Source organism: Streptomyces sp. NPDC001204, assembly GCF_053598035.1.
On record NZ_JBSFJL010000001.1, the window covers coordinates 446992 to 464171 of the forward strand.

Genomic DNA, 17180 nt, shown 5'->3' on the forward strand with positions numbered 1-17180 from the left:
GGCATGCCCAGACCCAGAACACGACGGCTGCGCCTGTGGTCGGGAGCCGTCACCGCCGCCCTCGCCCTCTCCTTCGCCGGGGCCGGGCAGGCGTCGGCGGCGGACGTCAACAACGCCAAGAACGCCGGCTTCGAATCGGGCCTGAGCAACTGGTCCTGCTCGGCCGGCAGCGGTACGACCGTCTCCTCCCCCGTGCACGGCGGCTCCGCCGCGCTGAAGGCCACACCGGCCGGGCTGGACAACGCCCAGTGCACCCAGACGGTCGCGGTCAAGCCCAACTCGACGTACACGCTGAGCGCATGGGTGCAGGGCGGGTACACCTACCTGGGCGCGACCGGCACGGGCACCACGGACGTCTCCACCTGGACGCCGGACTCGGCGAGCTGGAAGCAGCTCTCGACCACCTTCACCACCGGCTCCTCGACGACCTCGGTGACGGTGTACCTGCACGGCTGGTACGGGCAGGCGGCGTACTACGCCGACGACGTCTCCGTCTTCGGCCCCGACGGGGGCGGCGGCGGTGACCCGGCCCCGACGGTGCCGTCCGCGCCGGGCGGCCTGGGAGTGACGGGCACGACGTCCTCGTCGGTCTCGCTGTCCTGGAACACGGTCTCGGGCGCCACCGGCTACAACGTCTACCGCGACGGCTCGAAGGTGACCGCGGTGAGCGGCACGTCGGCGACGGTGACCGGTCTCGCGGCCGCCACCTCGTACTCCTTCCAGGTGACGGCGACGAACGCGGCGGGCGAGTCGGCGAGGTCGGCGACCGTGACGGGCACGACGGCGTCATCCGGCGGGGGCGGCGGCACCGGCCTCCCGAAGCACGCGGTGACCGGCTACTGGCAGAACTTCAACAACGGCGCCGCGGTGCAGAGGATCTCGGACGTGCCGTCGCAGTACGACATCATCGCCGTCGCCTTCGCCGACGCGACGGCCACCCGGGGCGCGGTGAACTTCACCCTCGACTCGGCCGGCCTGAACGGCTACACGGTCGACCAGTTCAAGGCGGACATCAGGGCCAAGCAGGCCGCCGGCAAGAAGGTCGTCATCTCGGTCGGCGGTGAGACGGGCACCGTCTCGGTGAGCGACTCGGCCTCCGCGACCAGCTTCGCCAACTCCGTCTACTCGCTGATGCAGACGTACGGCTTCGACGGCGTCGACATCGACCTGGAGAACGGCCTGAACGCCACCTACATGACCCAGGCCCTGCGCTCCCTGTCCGGCAAGGCGGGCCCGTCGCTGATCCTCACGATGGCACCGCAGACCATCGACATGCAGTCCACGTCGGCCGGCTACTTCCAGACCGCGCTGAACGTCAAGGACATCCTCACGGTCGTCAACACCCAGTACTACAACAGCGGTTCCATGCTGGGCTGCGACGGCAAGGTCTACAGCCAGGGCTCGGTCGACTTCCTCACCGCCCTCGCCTGCATCCAGCTGGAGAGCGGTCTCTCCCCGTCCCAGGTCGGCCTGGGCGTCCCCGCCTCCACGAGGGGCGCGGGCAGCGGCTACGTCTCGCCGACGGTGGTGAACAACGCCCTGGACTGCCTGGCCAAGGGCACCAACTGCGGTTCCTTCAAGCCCTCGAAGACCTACCCGGCCCTGCGCGGCGCCATGACCTGGTCCACCAACTGGGACGCGACGGCGGGCAACGCCTGGTCGAACACCGTGGGCCCCCACGTGCACGCCCTGCCCTAACGCCACGGAAGCCCTTCACGGCTGCCGTCACGCCCTCCCGCGGGGGCGCGGCGGCAGCCGTTCGGCGTTCCCGCCCGCCCGCGCCGAAGTCCCGTGAAACATTCCGGGGGTTTCACCGCATCAATGAGGTGGGGGCGCGTTCGGGGGCCATGGAACGCGCGGGGAGCACGAGGAGGGCACATGAGGCAGGACCGGAACGACTGGACCGACGGGTACCAGGAGTTCGCGGTGGCACGCGCCGGGCATCTGTACCGGTCGGCCTGTCTGCTCACCGGCGGTGACACCCATCTCGCCGAGGACCTCGTCCAGGAGACCCTCGGCCGGGTGTACCTCCGCTGGGGCCGGATCTCCCGCGCCGACAATCCGGCCGCGTACGCCCAGACCGTCCTGACCCGCGCGTTCCTCGCCCACCGGCGTCGCCACAGCAGCCGCAGGGAACGCGCCACCGATGTCCTTCCCGAGATGCCCGAGCCGCAGACCGGCGGCGACGCGCCGCTGCGGCTGACCCTCCTGGAAGCGCTCGGACAGCTGTCCGCCAAGGACCGGGCGGTGGTCGTCCTGCGCTACTGGGAGGACCGCAGCATCGACGAGACGGCCGCCGCGTTGAACGCCAGCTCGGCCGCCGTCCGGACCCGCTGCGTCCGCGCCCTCGCCCGGCTGCGCGCGCTGCTCGGCGACTCGCTCGCCGAGTACGCGAGTCTCTGACCTGCTCCCGCCCACGACCGGATCAACGACCACCCATGCGGAAACGGCGGTTCGCCATGCCTGATGCAGACCACGACCCCTTCGAGGAACGGCTCGCCGACGTCCTGCGGGACACCGGCGCCACGTTCGGAACCGACCAGCAGACGCTGGCCGCCCGCGGCGAAGTGCACGGGCGGCGGCTGCGCTCACGACGGCGGGCCGCCGCCGTCGTGGGCGGCGCGGCCGCGGTGGCGCTCGTCGGGCTGGGCGGGGCCCTGCTCCTTCCCGGCGGCCAGGAGGACGGCGTACGGCAGCGGTCCGCGGCCGCCGGCCCCTCGGCACGGGCCGGCGCCACCGCCCCGAAGACCACCGCCCCGAAGACCACCGCCCTGGAGACGACCGCCGCGACCGTGATGTCCGGCGACGAGCTCGTCCGCACCCTCGAAAAGCTGCTTCCCAAGGGGCGGATCAGCAACACGGACGGAGGCAGCACGGACCACGACTCCTACGCCAACGTCGTGTACGACGACGGCGGGGGCAAGGCGGCCATCGCCGTGTACCTCAACCGTGTGCAGCCGGGGAGCCAGGAGGCCCGCCAGACCACCCAGTGCCCGGACAAGCTGTTCATCGTCTACGACTCCTGCACCTCCACCAAGCTCTCCGACGGCTCCGCCCTCATGCTCCTGAAGGGGTACGAGTACCCGAACAGCCGCAGTGGCACGAAGCGGTGGACCGCCGACCTCGTCACACCGGCGGGCGGGCACATCGGCATCCAGGAGTGGAACAGCGCCACCGAGAAGGACTCGCCCGTCTCCCGGGAGCAACCACCCCTTGACCTGCCTCGGTTGAAGGCGCTCGCCACCGCGCACGAGTTGCGTGCGGCCGCCGACGCCATGCCCCTCGGCGACCGCCCGGCCGAGCCGGACCCGGGGCCGCTCACCCCCGGCGGCTCGATCTCGGCGGTGCTCAGCCGTCTGGTGCCGCCCGGGATCAAGATCGTCAGCAAGAGCGGTCCGGACGACGACGGCTTCGGTTACGTCGTCCTGGACGACGGCAGGGGCACGAGCCTCGTGCAGGTCAACGTCCAGCTGGACACGCTGGGCGACGTCGATGACGAGCTGTTCGGTCCGGACGCCGAGGTCCTGTCCGACGGCACCAAGGTGGTCACGCGCCGGCAGTCCGGCGAGAAGGGCATCTCCGGGATCGTCTGGTGGAGCGTGGACACCATCCGGCCCGACGGCCGGCGCGTGGTGATCAGCGCCTTCAACTCCGGGGCGCAGAACACTCCGGCGACCCGCGAGACGCCGGCGCTCACCATGAAGCAGCTGAAGGCGATCGCCACCGACCCGAGGTGGCATCCGCAGGGCTGATCTCCGGTGCGGTACCGGGCCCCGGCAAGCGCCCGGGCCCGGTACCGCCGGGGTCGGGATCGGCGGGGTCAGGCGTCGTCGGTGGGCGGCTCGGCCGCCGCGTCCTTGTCGGCGGTGCCGTCCTCGTCGGCCACGCCGTCCTCGTCCGCCGCGCCATCCTCGAAGTACGCGTCCAGGACCGCGTCCAGTCGCGTCTCCCATTCATCGAAGCGCGCCCTGGCCGGGGCCTCGATCTCGATGGGGTACCAGCGCCGGTCCGGGGTGTGGACGGTGATGGTGAACCGCTTGCCGAAACGGGGGGTCGCCGTCTCGACGGCGCCGATCTCGTCCCAGCGGAACTCGCACTCCTGGTCGTCCAGGCAGAGGCGTACGCCCTTGTGGTCGGCGACGATGCGGGCCCGGCGGTCGGCGGCCTCGAAGACCGGACCGTCGACGACTTCCTCCTGCCGCTCCTCCGACCGCTCCTCCTCCTGCCGCTCCGCCTTCCCGGCGGTCCCGGCGTCGTCCGCGACCGCCTCCGCGACCGCCTCCGCGGCCGACGGCGGCTCGGAGGCCGGCGGCTGCTCGGCCTGCCGCGGCCGGGCGTCCTCCGGTTCCGCCGTCGCGGGTGCGGTGAGCCCGGGGATGTGGGCCGGGTCGAACCCGGCACCCTTCACGGGCTCGGCCTTCAGGGGCTGGCTGCTCGAACCTATGCGCTGCTCCACAGCGGGCAGTATGGTCGACGAACCTGTGCCGGACACAGCCAGCCCCGACTTCGTTATACGAAGATGGCCAAGACGCGTCAGCCGAGCACGGCGAGCGCGTCGATCTCGATGAGCAGGCCCGCGGGCAGGCCGACGTAGACGGTGGTGCGGGCGGCGGGCGGCTGGGTGAGGCCCTGCTCCTCGAAGTACGTGTTGTAGAGGTCGTTCATCTCCGCGAAGTGGTCCACGTCCGTGAGGTAGACGCGGATCATCATCACGTCGTCCCAGGTCGCGCCGCCCTCCTCCAGGATTGCCTTGACGTTGGCGAGGGTCTGGAGGGTCTGCTCACGCAGGGCCGGGCCGGCCGGCGTGGGGGGCACGCCCTCCTCGGCGGGCAGGAAGCCGACCTGGCCGGCGACCTGGAGGATGTTGCCCTTCCGCACCCCGTGGGAGAACTTCGCGGGCGGGGTGGTGTGGGTCGCGGGGGTGAGGGCGATCTTGGCCGTCGTGTCGCTCATACGGGGTCCTTCACTGGGTTTCTGCCGGAGAACTCGTCGCTGACGGCGTCCGCGGTACGGCGCACCAGCGGGAGCAGGGCGAGGAGTTCGTCGGCGGTGACGACGACGTTCGGCGCGGAGACCGACATCGCGGCGACCACCCGGCCGTCCGCGCCGCGAATGGGCGCGGCGACGCAGTTGATGGACTCCTCGTGGCCGCCGAGGTCGGCGGCCCAGCCCTGTTCGCGCACCGTCGCCAGCTCCTTCAGGAAGGCGGCGGCGTTCGGTGTCGAACGGGCCGTGTACATGGGGTAGTCGAGCCTCTGGGCGATCACGCGCCGCTCGGCCTCGGACAGGTCGGCGAGCAGCAGCTTGGCCACGGCCGCGACGGTGATGGCGACGGGTTTGCCGATCCTGGAGTACATGCGCACCGGGTAGCGGCTGTCCACCTTGTCGATGTAGAGCACCTCGCCGTCCTCGTGGACGGCCAGGTGGACGGTGTGCCCGCACTGCTCGCCGAGGCCCAGCAGGTGGGGATGGGCGATCTCCCGCACGTCGAGGCTCTCCATCGCCTCCTGGGCGAGGGCGAAGAGCCGGGCGCCGAGCCGGTAGCGCTGGTCGGACTGGCGGTGGACGAGCCCGTGCTGGTGGAGGGTGCGCAGCAGCCGCAGCGCGGTGGACTTGTGGACGCCGAGGCGGTCGGCGACCCGCCCGAGATCGGCGGGACCCTCGGCGAGCAGCGGCAGGATGCTCAGCGCCCGGTCGACGGTCTGGCTCATGGCGTACGTACCTCCTCCTCGGCCCCTTGCGCGGAGCCCGTCCGGCCGGGGCCGGGTCGCAGTCTTCCCCACGCCGCCCCGCCCGGGACGGCCGGCCGGTCGGCGTGGCGCCGGACGGGAGGCGTGGCGGGACCGTCGGGGACGGTGAGCGCGGTGCCGGGGCGCCCGGCCGCGGCGAGGGCGCGGGCCGCATCGGGCTCGGCCCCGCCGGCGGCCCGCTCGAAGGAGGGCATGCCGGCCGGGCGGCCCGGACGGGAGGGCGGGAACGTGACCATCGGCTCGCCGAGCATGACGGCGTCCACGACGGCGGGCGCGCCGGACGTTCCGTGGGCGGCGTCGACGATGGTGACTCCCTTCGGGGTCCGGGGCGCCGGCATCGACCCGGCGGGCCGCGGACATTGACCCGACTTCGGCGAGATGCTAGACACCGATAAGCACTGTACGCAATGACCGTTGCACATATTGCAACGATGCTGAAGGGGGCTCGATGAGCACGGAAGCGCTCGCCCGGCTGGCCGAGGAACGCGTCGACCACCGTTTCAAGGGCCTCCCGCCGGACGCGGACGGCCTGACCGTCGGCGAGCTGACCGCCCAGCGCCGCAACCTCTTCACCGACGGCTTCAGCACGCCGGTGCTCGCGCTCTCCGCCGAGCGCCTGGAGCACAACCTGAAGCTGATGGAGACCTACGCGGCCCGCCACGGCCTCGCCTTCGCCCCGCACGGCAAGACCTCCATGGCCCCGCGGCTCTTCCACCGCCAGCTGGAGCACGGCGCCTGGGGCATCACGCTCGCGGTGCCGCACCAGGTGCGCGTGGCCCGGGCGTTCGGCATCAGCCGGGTATTCCTGGCCAACGAGCTGGTGGATCCGGCGGCCCTGCGCTGGGTCGCCGCGGAACTGGCCGCCGATCCCTCCTTCCGCTTCGTCTGCTACGTCGACTCCGTGCGCGGGGTGCGGCTGATGGACGAGGCGCTGAAGGGGGCCGCCCGCCCGGTGGACGTGGTCGTCGAGCTGGGAGCCGGGGAGGGCGCGCGGACCGGGGTGCGCACGGAGGCCGAGTGCCTGGCGGTCGCCGACGCGGTGGCGGCCGCGGACACCCTGCGTCTCGTCGGGGTCGCCGGCTACGAGGGCGAGGTGCCGCGGGCCGACCCGGAGCGGGTGCGGGCGTGGCTGGCGCGGCTCGTCGCCCTGGCCGTGGACCTCGACAAGGCCGGGAAGTTCGCGCACACAGAGGAGATCGTGGTGAGCGCGGGCGGCAGCGCCTGGTTCGACGCGGTGGCCGAGGTGTTCGCCGGGATCCCCGAACTCTCCCTGCCGGTACTGAAGTTGCTGCGCTCGGGCGCGTACGTCTCGCACGACGACGGGCACTACCGCAGAATCACACCCTTCAACCGCGTCCCCGCGGAGGGCGCCCTGGAGCCCGCCTTCCGCCTCTGGGCGCAGGTGGTCTCCCGCCCCAGCCCCGAACAGGCCTTCGCCAACGCGGGCAAGCGGGACGCTGCCCACGACCTCGACCTGCCCTTCGCCCAGGTGGTGCGCCGGGACGGCGTCGAACGCCCGGCGACGGGGGTGGAGGTCACCGGCCTGTCCGACCAGCACGCCTGGCTGAGCACCGCCTCCGGGGCGGAGCTGGAGGTCGGCGACTGGGTCGGCCTGGGGCTCTCCCACCCGTGCACGTCCTTCGACAAGTGGCCGCTCATCCCGGTGGCCGAGGCGGACGGTACCGTCGTCGAATACGTCCGCACGTTCTTCTAGGGACTTCGAAAGGCGCCGCCATGGACCCGGTGGAGCTCGCCGACTACGCCGATCTCGTCATCCGGGACGCGGACGTGGCCGACGGCACCGGCGCCTCCTCCTACCGCGCCGACGTGGCCGTCAAGGACGGCAGGATCGTCTCCGTCGTCAAGGAGGCCGCGGCGGCCGGCTGCCAGCGCCCGCGGGCACGCCGGGAGCTGGACGCGGAGGGCCTGGTGCTGGCCCCGGGCTTCATCGACATGCACGCCCACAGCGACCTCGCCCTGCTGCGCGACCCCGACCACAGCGCGAAGGCCGCGCAGGGCGTCACGCTGGAGGTCGTCGGGCAGGACGGGCTGTCGTACGCGCCGGTCGACGACCGCACCCTCGCCGAGGTGCGCCGGGCGATCAGCGGCTGGAACGGCGACGGCGACGACATCGACTTCACCTGGCGTTCGGTGGGCGAGTACCTGGACCGGCTCGACCACGGCTTCGACGGCGAGGGCATCGCCGTCAACGCCGCCTACCTGGTCCCGCAGGGCACCGTCCGCGCGCTCGCCGTCGGCTGGGAGGACCGCCCGGCCACGCCCGAAGAGCTGGACCGGATGCGGCGGTTGGTCGCCGAGGGCATGGAGCAGGGCGCGGTCGGCATGTCCGCCGGGCTCACCTACACCCCCGGGATGTACGCGGGGGACGCCGAACTGACCGAGCTGTGCCGGGTGGTGGCGGCGCACGGCGGCTACTACTGCCCGCACCACCGCAGTTACGGCGCCGGGGCCCTGGAGGCGTACGCGGAGACGGTGCGGCTCGCGCGCGAGGCGGGCTGCCCGCTGCACCTGGCGCACGCCACCATGAACTTCGGCCCGAACAAGGGCCGCGCCGGCGAACTGCTGGCCCTCCTCGACGAGGCACTCGCCGCCGGCGCCGACATCACCCTGGACACGTACCCCTACACCCCCGGCTGCACCACCCTGGCGGCCCTGCTGCCGAGCTGGGCGGGCGAGGGCGGCCCGGAGGCGGTCCTCGGGCGGCTGGCCGGCGAGGACACCGCGGAGCGGATCCGCCGGCACCTGGAGGTGACCGGCTCGGACGGCTGCCACGGGGTCCCGGTGGAGTGGGAGACGATCGAGATCTCCGGGGTCACCGTCCCCGCGCTCTCCGAGTACGTCGGTCTGACGGTCCGGGAAGCGGCGGCCCTGCGCGGCGAGGAGCCATGGACCACCGCCCGGCGGCTGCTGATGGAGGACCGGCTGGGCACGACGGTCCTCCAGCACGTCGGCCACGAGGAGAACGTCCGGGCGATCATGCGCCACCGCGTCCACACCGGCGGCTCCGACGGCATCCTGCGGGGCACCAAACCGCATCCGCGGGCCTACGGCACCTTCCCGCGGTACCTCGGCCGGTACGTACGGGAGTTGGGCGTGCTGTCGCTGGAGGAGTGCGTCGCGCACCTCACCGGGCGCCCGGCGGCCCGGCTGCGGCTGCCGGACCGGGGCGTGGTGCGCGAGGGGTACCGGGCCGACCTGGTCCTGTTCGACCCGGCCACGGTCGCGCCGGGCGCGACATTCGAGCGGCCGCGCGCGCTGCCGACGGGCATTCCGTACGTCCTGATCGACGGCCGGTTCGTGATCGAGGACGGCCGGCGCACCGACGTACTGGCGGGGCGGGCGGTCCGCCGGACCTAGTGCCCCGACAGGCCACGTTCGCCCGCCCCGCCCTGTGCTTCTCAGGTCAGGGCTTGGGCAGGGTGCAGCCGCTCCTGGTCAGGTCGAGCTGGTTGCCGGCGCCGAAGCAGGCGGGAATCTGGTAGGTCTGCTCGGCGTAGTTGATGCCCCGCCGGACGGTGATGGTGCCGCTCGCGTCGACCTCGCACGGGTTGTTCACGGTGCAGCGGCCGCCGCTCTCGTTGCCGGTGTTGTTGACGGCGACGACCTTGCCGGTGGCGGTGTCGATGACGGGCGAGCCGGACGTGCCGCCGATCGTGTCGCAGGCGGAGGTGTAGCGGACCGAGTCCTTCCAGGTCCAGTTCCCCTCCTTCAGGCGGTAGACGAAGCCGTCGATGTTGCAGCTGTAGATCCGCTTCCAGTAGCCGGAGACCACCTTGATGGCGGTGCCGGCGACCGGGTGGGTGTCGCTCAGGTTCAGCGCGTTGATGCCGTAGGAGCTCTTGATCTGCGCGTAGGTGCTGGTGAGCTGGTAGATCGTGACGTCCGTGTCGGTCATGGTCGAGTAGACGACCTTGTTCGCCCGGAGCGTCGCGACCTGGGTGCCGGCCGAGTTGAGCAGGCCGAAGGTGCGGCTGGACGTCTGGCCCACGATGACCTGGCCGGGCGACGGGAAGCCGGTCTCCAGGCAGTGGCCGTTGCTGAGCACGAGCGCCGGGTCGCCGTCCGCGGAGCCGGGGAGGCGGACGACCGAACCGGAGCAGTTGCTCAGCGCGACGGTGCCGGCGAAGTCGACGGCCGCGAGCGCGGGTGCGGCCGTCGCACGGTCCGCGCCGGTCACCCGGGAGGCGCTCTGCCCGGATGCGGGTGCGGGTGCGGCGACCGCGGGTACCGCGCCCGCCCCGGCGATCACCAGGGCGAACAACGCGGCGGCGAGAGGCTTTCTCATGTGGGGGTCCCCTCTTGCGACGGAGGCGACCGGAGATCTTCCGGCCGCCGTTCTTGTCATGCGCATTGTGAATGCAGAGGGGTGCCGCAACAAGGGAGCGGTCCGGGGCCGTAGGGCTTTCCCTGCCCTGCCGCGGCGGCGCGGGCCGACACGCAGACGTCTCACGTGGTGGAAAACACGAGCCATCGGGCGATACCCGGCCGTAAGCTCCTCGACATGCAGGTGATCCAGTCGACCAAGCTCGCCAACGTCTGTTACGAGATCCGGGGCCCGGTGCTCGAGGAGGCGATGCGCCTGGAGGCGGCCGGTCACCGCATCCTGAAGCTGAACACGGGCAACCCGGCGGCGTTCGGCTTCGAGTGCCCGCCGGAGATCCTGGAGGACATCCTCCGCAACGTCTCGACGGCCCACGGTTACGGCGACGCCAAGGGCCTGCTGGCCGCCCGGCGCGCGGTCGTCATGCACAACCAGACCCTCGGGATCGAGACGGACGTCGAGCACGTCTTCATCGGCAACGGCGTCTCCGAGCTGATCGTGATGGCCATGCAGGGGCTGCTGGACGACGGCGACGAGGTCCTCGTGCCGGCGCCGGACTACCCCCTGTGGACGGCCGCGGTCTCCCTGTCCGGCGGCACCGCCGTCCACTACCGCTGCGACGAGCAGTCCGACTGGATGCCCGACCTCGCCGACGTGGAACGCAAGGTCACCGACCGCACCAAGGCGATCGTCATCATCAACCCCAACAACCCCACCGGCGCGGTCTACGACCCGGCCGTGCTCAAGGGGCTGACCGACATCGCCCGCCGGCACAACCTGCTGGTCTGCTCCGACGAGATCTACGACAAGATCCTCTACGACGGCGCCACGCACACCCCGACCGCGTCGGTCGCGCCGGACCTGCTGACCCTGACGTTCAACGGCATGTCCAAGGCGTACCGGGTGGCCGGCTACCGGGTGGGCTGGATGTCCGTCTCCGGCCCCCGCGCGCACGCCGACTCCTACCTCGAGGGCCTGACGATCCTGGCGAACATGCGCCTGTGCGCGAACATGCCGGGCCAGCACGGCGTGGTGGCCGCGCTCAGCGGACGGCAGAGCATCAACGACCTGGTCCTGCCGGGCGGGCGGCTGAAGGAGCAGATGGACGTCGCCTACGAGCTGCTCACACAGATCCCGGGCGTGACCTGCGTACGGCCGAAGGGCGCGCTGTACCTCTTCCCGCGCCTGGACCCCGCGGTCTTCAAGATCAAGGACGACCGGCGGATGGTGCTGGACCTGCTGCGCCGCGAGAAGATCATGGTCGTCCAGGGCACGGGCTTCAACTGGCCCGAACCGGACCACTTCCGGGTCGTCACGCTCCCCTCGGTCGGCGACCTGCGGGACGCGGTGGGACGGATCGGCACCTTCCTGGACGGCTACAGCCAGGCCTGACGTTCACGTTCGGTGCCTCTACGGACCGGTTCCGCGAACGGACTCAACTTTAGACGTGTTCTAAGCTAGGATGTCTTCTGTCAGCGCACAGGAGGCCATCCCATGTACGAACCGACCCGCACCGGGCCCTCCGGCAGGCCCGTCCGGAGCCCGATGGCCGGCACCACGTCCGACTTCCCCCACCGCTCCCGCGAGGAGGAGCTGGACATCCAGCTCGCGGGCCATCTCGCGGCGCTGCTCGCCGTCACGGACGAGCTGCGCGCCCTGACCCCCTCCGCCGACCTGGACACCGCGGCCGAGCGGCTCGCAGACCAGGTGGCCCGGCTGAGGGGAGGCCATGCTCCGGCCCGGGCGCCGCTGACCGCCGCCCGCGAACCGTCGGCGCTGCACCAGCGGGCGCACGCGCTCGCCGGCCGCGCGCTCGTCGTCGCCGCCTCCCGGGCGGACACCGCGGCGGCGATCCTGGCGGCCGAACGGATGGACGCGCACGCGGCCGCGCAGGGCGAACCGCGGAAGCTGAGCGCCGCCGGCTAGCACCACCCACCAGCCCCGACCTGGGGCTCCTTGATCGGCCCCGGCCCGCGCGCACCCGCAGCGACGCGCGGGCCGGGCGCCATGAACGCGCCCACCGTCACGCCGCGTTTCATGCGTACATTCGAGTGGTCTGCACGCCCCACCTGCCTGCCGAACGGCGACGTCGACAAGTCGGCCTCGTAACGTCGGCGCACATGACGGTGGTTCGGACTCCAGCCCGTCGGCACCGGTAGCACCGGTAGGACCCGCCCTCCGGTTCCGGCCGCACGAGAAGAGCCACCTCTGTCCGTCCCTCACTATTCCACGAAATGTGACAAAGTGAAACGTAGGCGATTGTGGGTGACGCTCGTCGGTGCGGGCGCAGTTGCCACCGGGGTGACCTCCTGGGCGATCACGTCCCACTCGACGAGCGCGACCGCCCCGGATTCCAAGACCGTGCAGGGCCACAAGTCGCAAGAGGCGGCCACGCTTCTGCAAGCGGGCAACCTCCAGGTGCAGTACCGCGATTACGTCGGGGCGACCCGGACCTTCCGGCGCGTGCTGGAACTCGATCCGCGCAACAAGGTCGCCTGGTACGACCTGGGTGTCATCGCCCACCAGGAAGGCAGGGCCGACGACGCCCGTAAGGCCTACGACGAGGCGCTGAAGATCGACCCGAAGTACGCCTCGGCCCTCTACAACAAGGCGGTCCTGGTGAAACCACGCGACCCGGGCCAGGCCGTCACGCTCCTGCGGCGCGCCATCGCCGCCACGCCCAGGGCCGCCACGGCCCACCTCCAACTCGGCTTGATCCTGGCGCAGAAGGACCGTGACGACGAGGCCGAGGAGGAGTTCGGCCGGGCCGTCGCAGCCGATCCCTCGCTGCACTCCGCGATCCCGGAGGCGTTCCGGGACAAGGTAAGCCCCACACCGACATCGAGTCAGGCAGGTGCCACCAGATGACGTCGACTGCGACACCGAGGTTCTCCGTCTTCACACCCAGCCACCGGCCCCGCTTCCTCGATGAGTGCCTCAGGACCCTTCAGGCGCAGACCTGCCCGGACTGGGAGTGGACCGTCCTGCTCAACAACGGCGCCCGGTGGCGGCCCGAGCAGCACGACGACCGGGTCCGTGTGGAGATCGCGGACAACGTCAGCGGCGTCGGAGCGGCCAAGCGCAGGGCCTGCGAGCTGGCCCGCGGGGAGATCCTGGTCGAACTCGACCACGACGATCTGCTGGCGAAGGCGTGCCTGGCCGAGCTGGGCAAGGCGTTCGACGCGCATCCCGACGCCGTCTTCGTCTACAGCAACACCGCGCAGATCACCGAGGACGGCAAGCGGGACAACTCCCGCTTCAACGAGGCGCACGGCTGGAAGTTCGAGGAGGTGCGGGTCGACGGCCGCAAGCTGCTCCAGGCCGTCTCCATGGAGCCCACGCCGCACAACGTCTCCTACATCTGGTACGCGCCGAACCACGTGCGGGCGTTCCGCAAGGAGAGCTACGAGAAGGCGGGCGGGTACGACGCCTCCCGCACCGTGCTGGACGACCAGGACCTGATGTGCCGTCTGTTCCACGTCGGCGACTTCCACCACATCGACCGCTGCCTGTACCTCCAGCGGATGCACCCGGCGAACACCCAGCGCGACCCGGAGATCAACGCGCACATCCAGCGCGAGACGGTCGCCCTGTACGACAAGTACATCGAGGCCAACGCCCTGGCCTGGACCCAGCGTCGCGGCCTGCTCGCCCTGGACCTCGGCGCGGCCCACCGCAAGCCGCCGGGCTACCTGGGCGTGGACCAGTACGAGGGGGAAGGCGTCGACATCGTCGCGACCCTGCCCGGAAAGCTGGACCTGCCCGACGACTCCGTCGGCCTGATGCGGGCGGTGGACTTCCTCGAGCACGTGCCCGCGAAGGTGCCGCTGATCAACGAGTTGTACCGGCTGCTGGCGCCCGGCGGCATGCTCCTCACCATGACGCCCAGCTCCGACGGCCGCGGCGCGTACCAGGACCCGACCCACGTCGCCTACTACAACGAGAACTCGTTCTGGTACTACACGGACAACCAGTACCGCACCTTCGTGCCCGAGATCCAGGCCAGGTTCCAGTCCTCGCGCCTGGTCACGTACTTCCCCAGCGAGTGGCACTCCCGGAACAACATCTCCTACGTCGTCGCCAACCTCATCGCGATGAAGGAGGGCGCCGAGCGGTGCGGAGGACCGCTGCTGGTCTAGCACCCGCACGCGAAGGCGCCCCGGCGGACCGTCAGGTTCCGCCGGGGCGCCTCTCCTTGTCCGGGCACGCGGCCCGGCTGATCAGATCGTGAGGCGTGCGCCGTTCGCGCGTGCCGCGGCGGCCAGTGCGGCGAAGGACGGCTCGGCGAGGGCCGCGGTCAGCTGGTCGTCCCATCGCTCCAGGGGCGGCAGGCCGCATCGGGTCCAGTTGCCGTGCCCGAGGACGCCGAACGCCGGACGGGCCGCCGGGCGCGGGAACTTCTCCGAGCCGACCGGGCGGATCCGCTCCGGGTCGAGGCCCGCGAGGCGGAAGGTCTCCCGCGCCAGGCCGTACCACGTGGTGTGGCCGGCCGCCGTGCCGTGGTACGTGCCGGCCGGTGCCCGCCCGGCCAGGGCGGCACGGCCGAGGGCTGTCAGCCGCCGGGCGAGGGCGCGGGACCAGGTGGGCTGTCCGTGCTGGTCGGCCACCACGTCCAGGGTCTCGCGCCGGGCGGCGAGTTCGAGCATGGTGGCCACGAAGTTGCGGCCGTGCGCGCCGTAGAGCCAGGCGGTGCGCACGATGTAGCCGGTGTGCGGCAGCAGTTCGAGGACGGCTCGCTCGCCCGCGAGTTTGCCGCGCCCGTACGCGTTGACGGGTGCCGTGGGCGCGTCCTCGGGGTAGGGGCTGCGGCGGTCGCCCGGGAACACGTAGTCGGTGGAGACGTGCAGCAGGAGCGCGCCGGCGTCCGCGCAGGCCCGTGCCAGGTGGCGTACGCCCGTGCCGTTGACGGCCGTGGCCGCCGCCTCGGACCGCTCGGCGCCGTCGACGTCCGTCCAGGCGGCGCAGTTGACGACCACGCGGTGGTCCCGGACGGCCTCGCGCACGGCGAAGGCATCGGTGATGTCCAGCCGGTCACGGCTCAGTCCGGTCACCACGGTGTCCGGCTGCGCGGCGAGTTCGGTGAGCACGTCCTGCCCGAGGAGCCCGCGCGCGCCGGTCACCAGCCATCCGGTGCTCATCGCAGCCCGGCCCTCTCCACGAGCGGCTCCCACCAGGAGCGGTGTGCGCGGTACCAGGAGACCGTGGCGGCGAGGCCCTCGGCGAAGTCCACCCGCGGGGCGTAGCCGAGCTGTTCGCGGATCTTGCCGTCGTCCAGCGAGTAGCGCAGGTCGTGGCCCTTGCGGTCGGCGACGTGCTCGACCCGGTCCCAGTCCGCGCCGACCGCGTCCAGCAGCAGGCCGGTGAGCTTGTGGTTGGTCAACTCCGTGCCGCCGCCGATGTGGTAGACCTGCCCGGCCCTGCCGCCGTGCAGGACCAGGTCGATGCCCCGGCAGTGGTCGGAGACGTGCAGCCAGTCGCGGACGTTGCGGCCGTCGCCGTACAGCGGAACCGTCCTCCCGTCGATCAGGCGGGTGATGAAGAGCGGGATGACCTTCTCGGGGAACTGGTGGGGCCCGTAGTTGTTGGTGCACCGGGTGACGACCACGTCCAGGCCGTGGGTGCGGTGGTAGGCGAGGGCCAGCAGGTCGGAGCCGGCCTTGGAGGCGGAGTACGGGGAGTTCGGAGCGAGGGGACACTCCTCGGTCCACGATCCTTCGCCGATCGAGCCGTACACCTCGTCGGTGGACACGTGCACGAAACGGCCCACGCGGTGGCGATGGGCCGCGTCCAGGAGCACCTGGGTGCCCGTCACATTGGTGCGGACGAAGGGGCCCGCCCCGTCGATCGACCGGTCCACGTGCGACTCGGCGGCGAAATGGACCACCGCGTCCTGGCCCGCCATGACCTGGCCGACCACGTCCGGGTCGCAGATGTCGCCCCGGACGAAGGTGTATCCCGGATGTTCCGCCACCGACGCCAGATTGGCCTCGACGCCCGAATACGTGAGCTTGTCGAGGACGGTGATCCGCGCGGTCGGATCGGAGGTCAGCCGTCGGCGGACGTATTCCGAACCGATGAATCCGGCGCCGCCGGTCACAAGGATGCGCATGGTTCTCCGAGTTTTTTGCAGCCCGGCGTCCAGAATCCACAGGCTGCGCCGATTGAGGCTCATGTTGTCGAGTGCGACGTGGCGGAACGCGGACGGTGCCCGCGAGGCCGAAACCTCGGGGGCACCGTCCGTCACTCGTTCCGGGGCGGGACGGACGGCCTGCACTGCACCGTACCGCCGCTCACCCAGGGGTCACGGGCTGCAGATCACGAAGGCCGTGACATCCGTGCCGTCGTCGCTGGTGGCCTGCCACCCCGTGGCGGGGGAACCGCCGATCGGGGCACTCTGGCTGGCGCCGGAAGTGGCAGCGGCGTCCTGGAAGCCGCCGCTGACGGCCGACTGGCCGGCGGGGCAGGTGGCCGTCGACTGCGGTCCGGCAGCCCCGGTCACGACCGTGGTGGCCACCGCGCCCTGGGCGCCCTGCGGACCCGTGGCACCCGTGGCACCCGGGTCGCCCTGCGGACCGGTGGCACCGGTCAGGCCGGTCGCACCAGTGGCACCCTGCGGACCCATCGGACCGGTCGCACCCGTCTCACCCGTGGCACCCGTGTCGCCCTGCACACCCTGCGGACCCGTGGCACCCGTGGCACCCGTGGCACCCGGGTCGCCCTGCGGACCGGTGGCACCGGTCAGACCGGTCGCACCAGTGGCACCCTGCGGACCCACCGGACCGGTCGCACCCGTCTCACCCGTGGCACCCGTGTCGCCCTGCACACCCTGCGGACCCGTGGCACCGGTGGCGCCGGTGGCACCCGGGTCGCCCTGCGGACCGGTGGCACCGGTCAGGCCGGTCGCACCAGTGGCACCCTGCGGACCCACCGGACCGGTCGCACCCGTGGCACCCGTGGCACCCGTGTCGCCCTGCACACCCTGCGGACCCACCGGACCCGTCGCACCGATGTCACCCTGCGGACCCGTCGCACCGGTCGCACCGGTCGCACCGATGTCACCCTGCGGACCCGTCGCACCGGTCGCACCG

At 71.8% G+C, this 17180-nt stretch carries 16 protein-coding genes and 1 pseudogene; 9 read left to right on the top strand and 8 right to left on the bottom strand.

Annotation, left to right across the window (positions count from 1 at the left end; genetic code table 11):
• The first annotated feature begins 3 nt into the window (after positions 1-3).
• The 3 genes from ACWC91_RS02040 to ACWC91_RS02050 all read left to right on the top strand — a co-directional run bounded on the left by ACWC91_RS02040 (position 4) and on the right by ACWC91_RS02050 (position 3752).
• A complete protein-coding gene (locus tag ACWC91_RS02040; protein WP_225075338.1) occupies positions 4-1698 on the top strand; it encodes a chitinase in 1695 nt (564 codons plus the stop codon).
• 180 nt (positions 1699-1878) lie between these two features.
• Positions 1879-2403, top strand: coding sequence for a SigE family RNA polymerase sigma factor (locus tag ACWC91_RS02045; RefSeq protein WP_450641310.1), 525 nt, complete (start codon positions 1879-1881; stop codon positions 2401-2403).
• A gap of 56 nt (positions 2404-2459) precedes the next feature.
• Positions 2460-3752, top strand: coding sequence for a hypothetical protein (locus tag ACWC91_RS02050; RefSeq protein ID WP_450641311.1), 1293 nt, complete (start codon positions 2460-2462; stop codon positions 3750-3752).
• A 68-nt stretch (positions 3753-3820) separates the two neighbouring features.
• Here ACWC91_RS02050 and ACWC91_RS02055 read toward each other — a convergent pair whose 3' ends face one another.
• The 4 genes from ACWC91_RS02055 to ACWC91_RS02070 all read right to left on the bottom strand — a co-directional run bounded on the left by ACWC91_RS02055 (position 3821) and on the right by ACWC91_RS02070 (position 6139).
• The gene (locus tag ACWC91_RS02055; protein ID WP_450641312.1) at positions 3821-4456 is read right to left on the bottom strand and encodes a hypothetical protein; all 636 of its coding nucleotides are present in this window, start codon (positions 4454-4456) and stop codon (positions 3821-3823) included.
• 77 nt (positions 4457-4533) lie between these two features.
• Positions 4534-4953: a RidA family protein gene (locus ACWC91_RS02060; RefSeq protein WP_141358927.1), complete on the bottom strand. Its 420-nt coding sequence runs from the start codon at positions 4951-4953 to the stop codon at positions 4534-4536.
• Positions 4950-5711 (bottom strand): IclR family transcriptional regulator, encoded by a 762-nt coding sequence (locus ACWC91_RS02065; RefSeq protein ID WP_225075334.1) that lies wholly within the window; start codon positions 5709-5711, stop codon positions 4950-4952. Before ACWC91_RS02065 ends, ACWC91_RS02060 begins: the two co-directional genes overlap by 4 nt.
• Positions 5708-6139, bottom strand: a complete 432-nt coding sequence (locus ACWC91_RS02070; RefSeq protein WP_376501462.1) for a hypothetical protein — start codon at positions 6137-6139, stop codon at positions 5708-5710. Before ACWC91_RS02070 ends, ACWC91_RS02065 begins: the two co-directional genes overlap by 4 nt.
• 59 nt (positions 6140-6198) lie before the next feature.
• On the opposite strand from ACWC91_RS02070, the gene ACWC91_RS02075 reads away from it, so the two are divergent.
• Both ACWC91_RS02075 and ACWC91_RS02080 read left to right on the top strand, forming a co-directional pair.
• Positions 6199-7464 (top strand): amino acid deaminase, encoded by a 1266-nt coding sequence (locus ACWC91_RS02075; protein WP_225075333.1) that lies wholly within the window; start codon positions 6199-6201, stop codon positions 7462-7464.
• A gap of 20 nt (positions 7465-7484) precedes the next feature.
• A complete protein-coding gene (locus ACWC91_RS02080; RefSeq protein ID WP_450641315.1) occupies positions 7485-9128 on the top strand; it encodes an N-acyl-D-amino-acid deacylase family protein in 1644 nt (547 codons plus the stop codon).
• Between the two features lie 46 nt (positions 9129-9174).
• Here the strand turns inward: ACWC91_RS02080 and ACWC91_RS02085 are convergent, their stop codons facing one another.
• Complete coding sequence (locus ACWC91_RS02085) at positions 9175-10056, bottom strand: trypsin-like serine peptidase (RefSeq protein ID WP_450641316.1); 882 nt, start codon at positions 10054-10056, stop codon at positions 9175-9177.
• Positions 10057-10272: 216 nt separating this feature from the next.
• Between ACWC91_RS02085 and ACWC91_RS02090 the strand changes: the two genes are divergently transcribed.
• From ACWC91_RS02090 to ACWC91_RS02105, 4 genes are all read left to right on the top strand, one after another.
• Complete coding sequence (locus tag ACWC91_RS02090; RefSeq protein ID WP_376501459.1) at positions 10273-11484, top strand: pyridoxal phosphate-dependent aminotransferase; 1212 nt, start codon at positions 10273-10275, stop codon at positions 11482-11484.
• A 102-nt stretch (positions 11485-11586) separates the two neighbouring features.
• Positions 11587-12018 carry an SCO4983 family protein gene (locus ACWC91_RS02095; protein WP_141358939.1) on the top strand — a complete coding sequence of 144 codons (432 nt, stop codon included), beginning with the start codon at positions 11587-11589 and terminating at the stop codon, positions 12016-12018.
• A gap of 339 nt (positions 12019-12357) precedes the next feature.
• Entirely contained in the window at positions 12358-12960 is a 603-nt protein-coding gene (locus tag ACWC91_RS02100; RefSeq protein ID WP_225075329.1) for a tetratricopeptide repeat protein, read from the top strand.
• A complete protein-coding gene (locus tag ACWC91_RS02105) occupies positions 12957-14231 on the top strand; it encodes a glycosyltransferase (protein ID WP_450644677.1) in 1275 nt (424 codons plus the stop codon). The genes ACWC91_RS02100 and ACWC91_RS02105 overlap by 4 nt, the downstream gene beginning before the upstream one ends.
• Before the next feature lie 81 nt (positions 14232-14312).
• Here ACWC91_RS02105 and rfbD read toward each other — a convergent pair whose 3' ends face one another.
• From rfbD to ACWC91_RS02120, 3 genes and pseudogenes are all read right to left on the bottom strand, one after another.
• Complete coding sequence (rfbD, locus tag ACWC91_RS02110; RefSeq protein ID WP_450644676.1) at positions 14313-15230, bottom strand: dTDP-4-dehydrorhamnose reductase; 918 nt, start codon at positions 15228-15230, stop codon at positions 14313-14315.
• Positions 15227-16201, bottom strand: a complete 975-nt coding sequence (rfbB, locus tag ACWC91_RS02115) for a dTDP-glucose 4,6-dehydratase (protein ID WP_281156658.1) — start codon at positions 16199-16201, stop codon at positions 15227-15229. The genes rfbD and rfbB overlap by 4 nt, the downstream gene beginning before the upstream one ends.
• 192 nt (positions 16202-16393) lie before the next feature.
• A pseudogene (locus tag ACWC91_RS02120) lies at positions 16394-17180 on the bottom strand (hypothetical protein); the annotation flags it as partial.

Excerpts from the sequence above, each read along its gene's own strand:
- ACWC91_RS02045 (WP_450641310.1), top strand. The coding sequence starts at position 1,879 with ATGAGGCAGGACCGGAACGACTGGACCGACGGGTACCAGGAGTTCGCG.
- ACWC91_RS02075 (WP_225075333.1), top strand. The coding sequence starts at position 6,199 with ATGAGCACGGAAGCGCTCGCCCGGCTGGCCGAGGAACGCGTCGACCAC.
- rfbD (WP_450644676.1), bottom strand. The coding sequence starts at position 15,230 with ATGAGCACCGGATGGCTGGTGACCGGCGCGCGCGGGCTCCTCGGGCAG.
- ACWC91_RS02105 (WP_450644677.1), top strand. The coding sequence starts at position 12,957 with ATGACGTCGACTGCGACACCGAGGTTCTCCGTCTTCACACCCAGCCAC.
- rfbB (WP_281156658.1), bottom strand. The coding sequence starts at position 16,201 with ATGCGCATCCTTGTGACCGGCGGCGCCGGATTCATCGGTTCGGAATAC.
- ACWC91_RS02095 (WP_141358939.1), top strand. The coding sequence starts at position 11,587 with ATGTACGAACCGACCCGCACCGGGCCCTCCGGCAGGCCCGTCCGGAGC.
- ACWC91_RS02090 (WP_376501459.1), top strand. The coding sequence starts at position 10,273 with ATGCAGGTGATCCAGTCGACCAAGCTCGCCAACGTCTGTTACGAGATC.
- ACWC91_RS02065 (WP_225075334.1), bottom strand. The coding sequence starts at position 5,711 with ATGAGCCAGACCGTCGACCGGGCGCTGAGCATCCTGCCGCTGCTCGCC.
- ACWC91_RS02040 (WP_225075338.1), top strand. The coding sequence starts at position 4 with ATGCCCAGACCCAGAACACGACGGCTGCGCCTGTGGTCGGGAGCCGTC.
- ACWC91_RS02085 (WP_450641316.1), bottom strand. The coding sequence starts at position 10,056 with ATGAGAAAGCCTCTCGCCGCCGCGTTGTTCGCCCTGGTGATCGCCGGG.
- ACWC91_RS02050 (WP_450641311.1), top strand. The coding sequence starts at position 2,460 with ATGCCTGATGCAGACCACGACCCCTTCGAGGAACGGCTCGCCGACGTC.
- ACWC91_RS02080 (WP_450641315.1), top strand. The coding sequence starts at position 7,485 with ATGGACCCGGTGGAGCTCGCCGACTACGCCGATCTCGTCATCCGGGAC.
- ACWC91_RS02060 (WP_141358927.1), bottom strand. The coding sequence starts at position 4,953 with ATGAGCGACACGACGGCCAAGATCGCCCTCACCCCCGCGACCCACACC.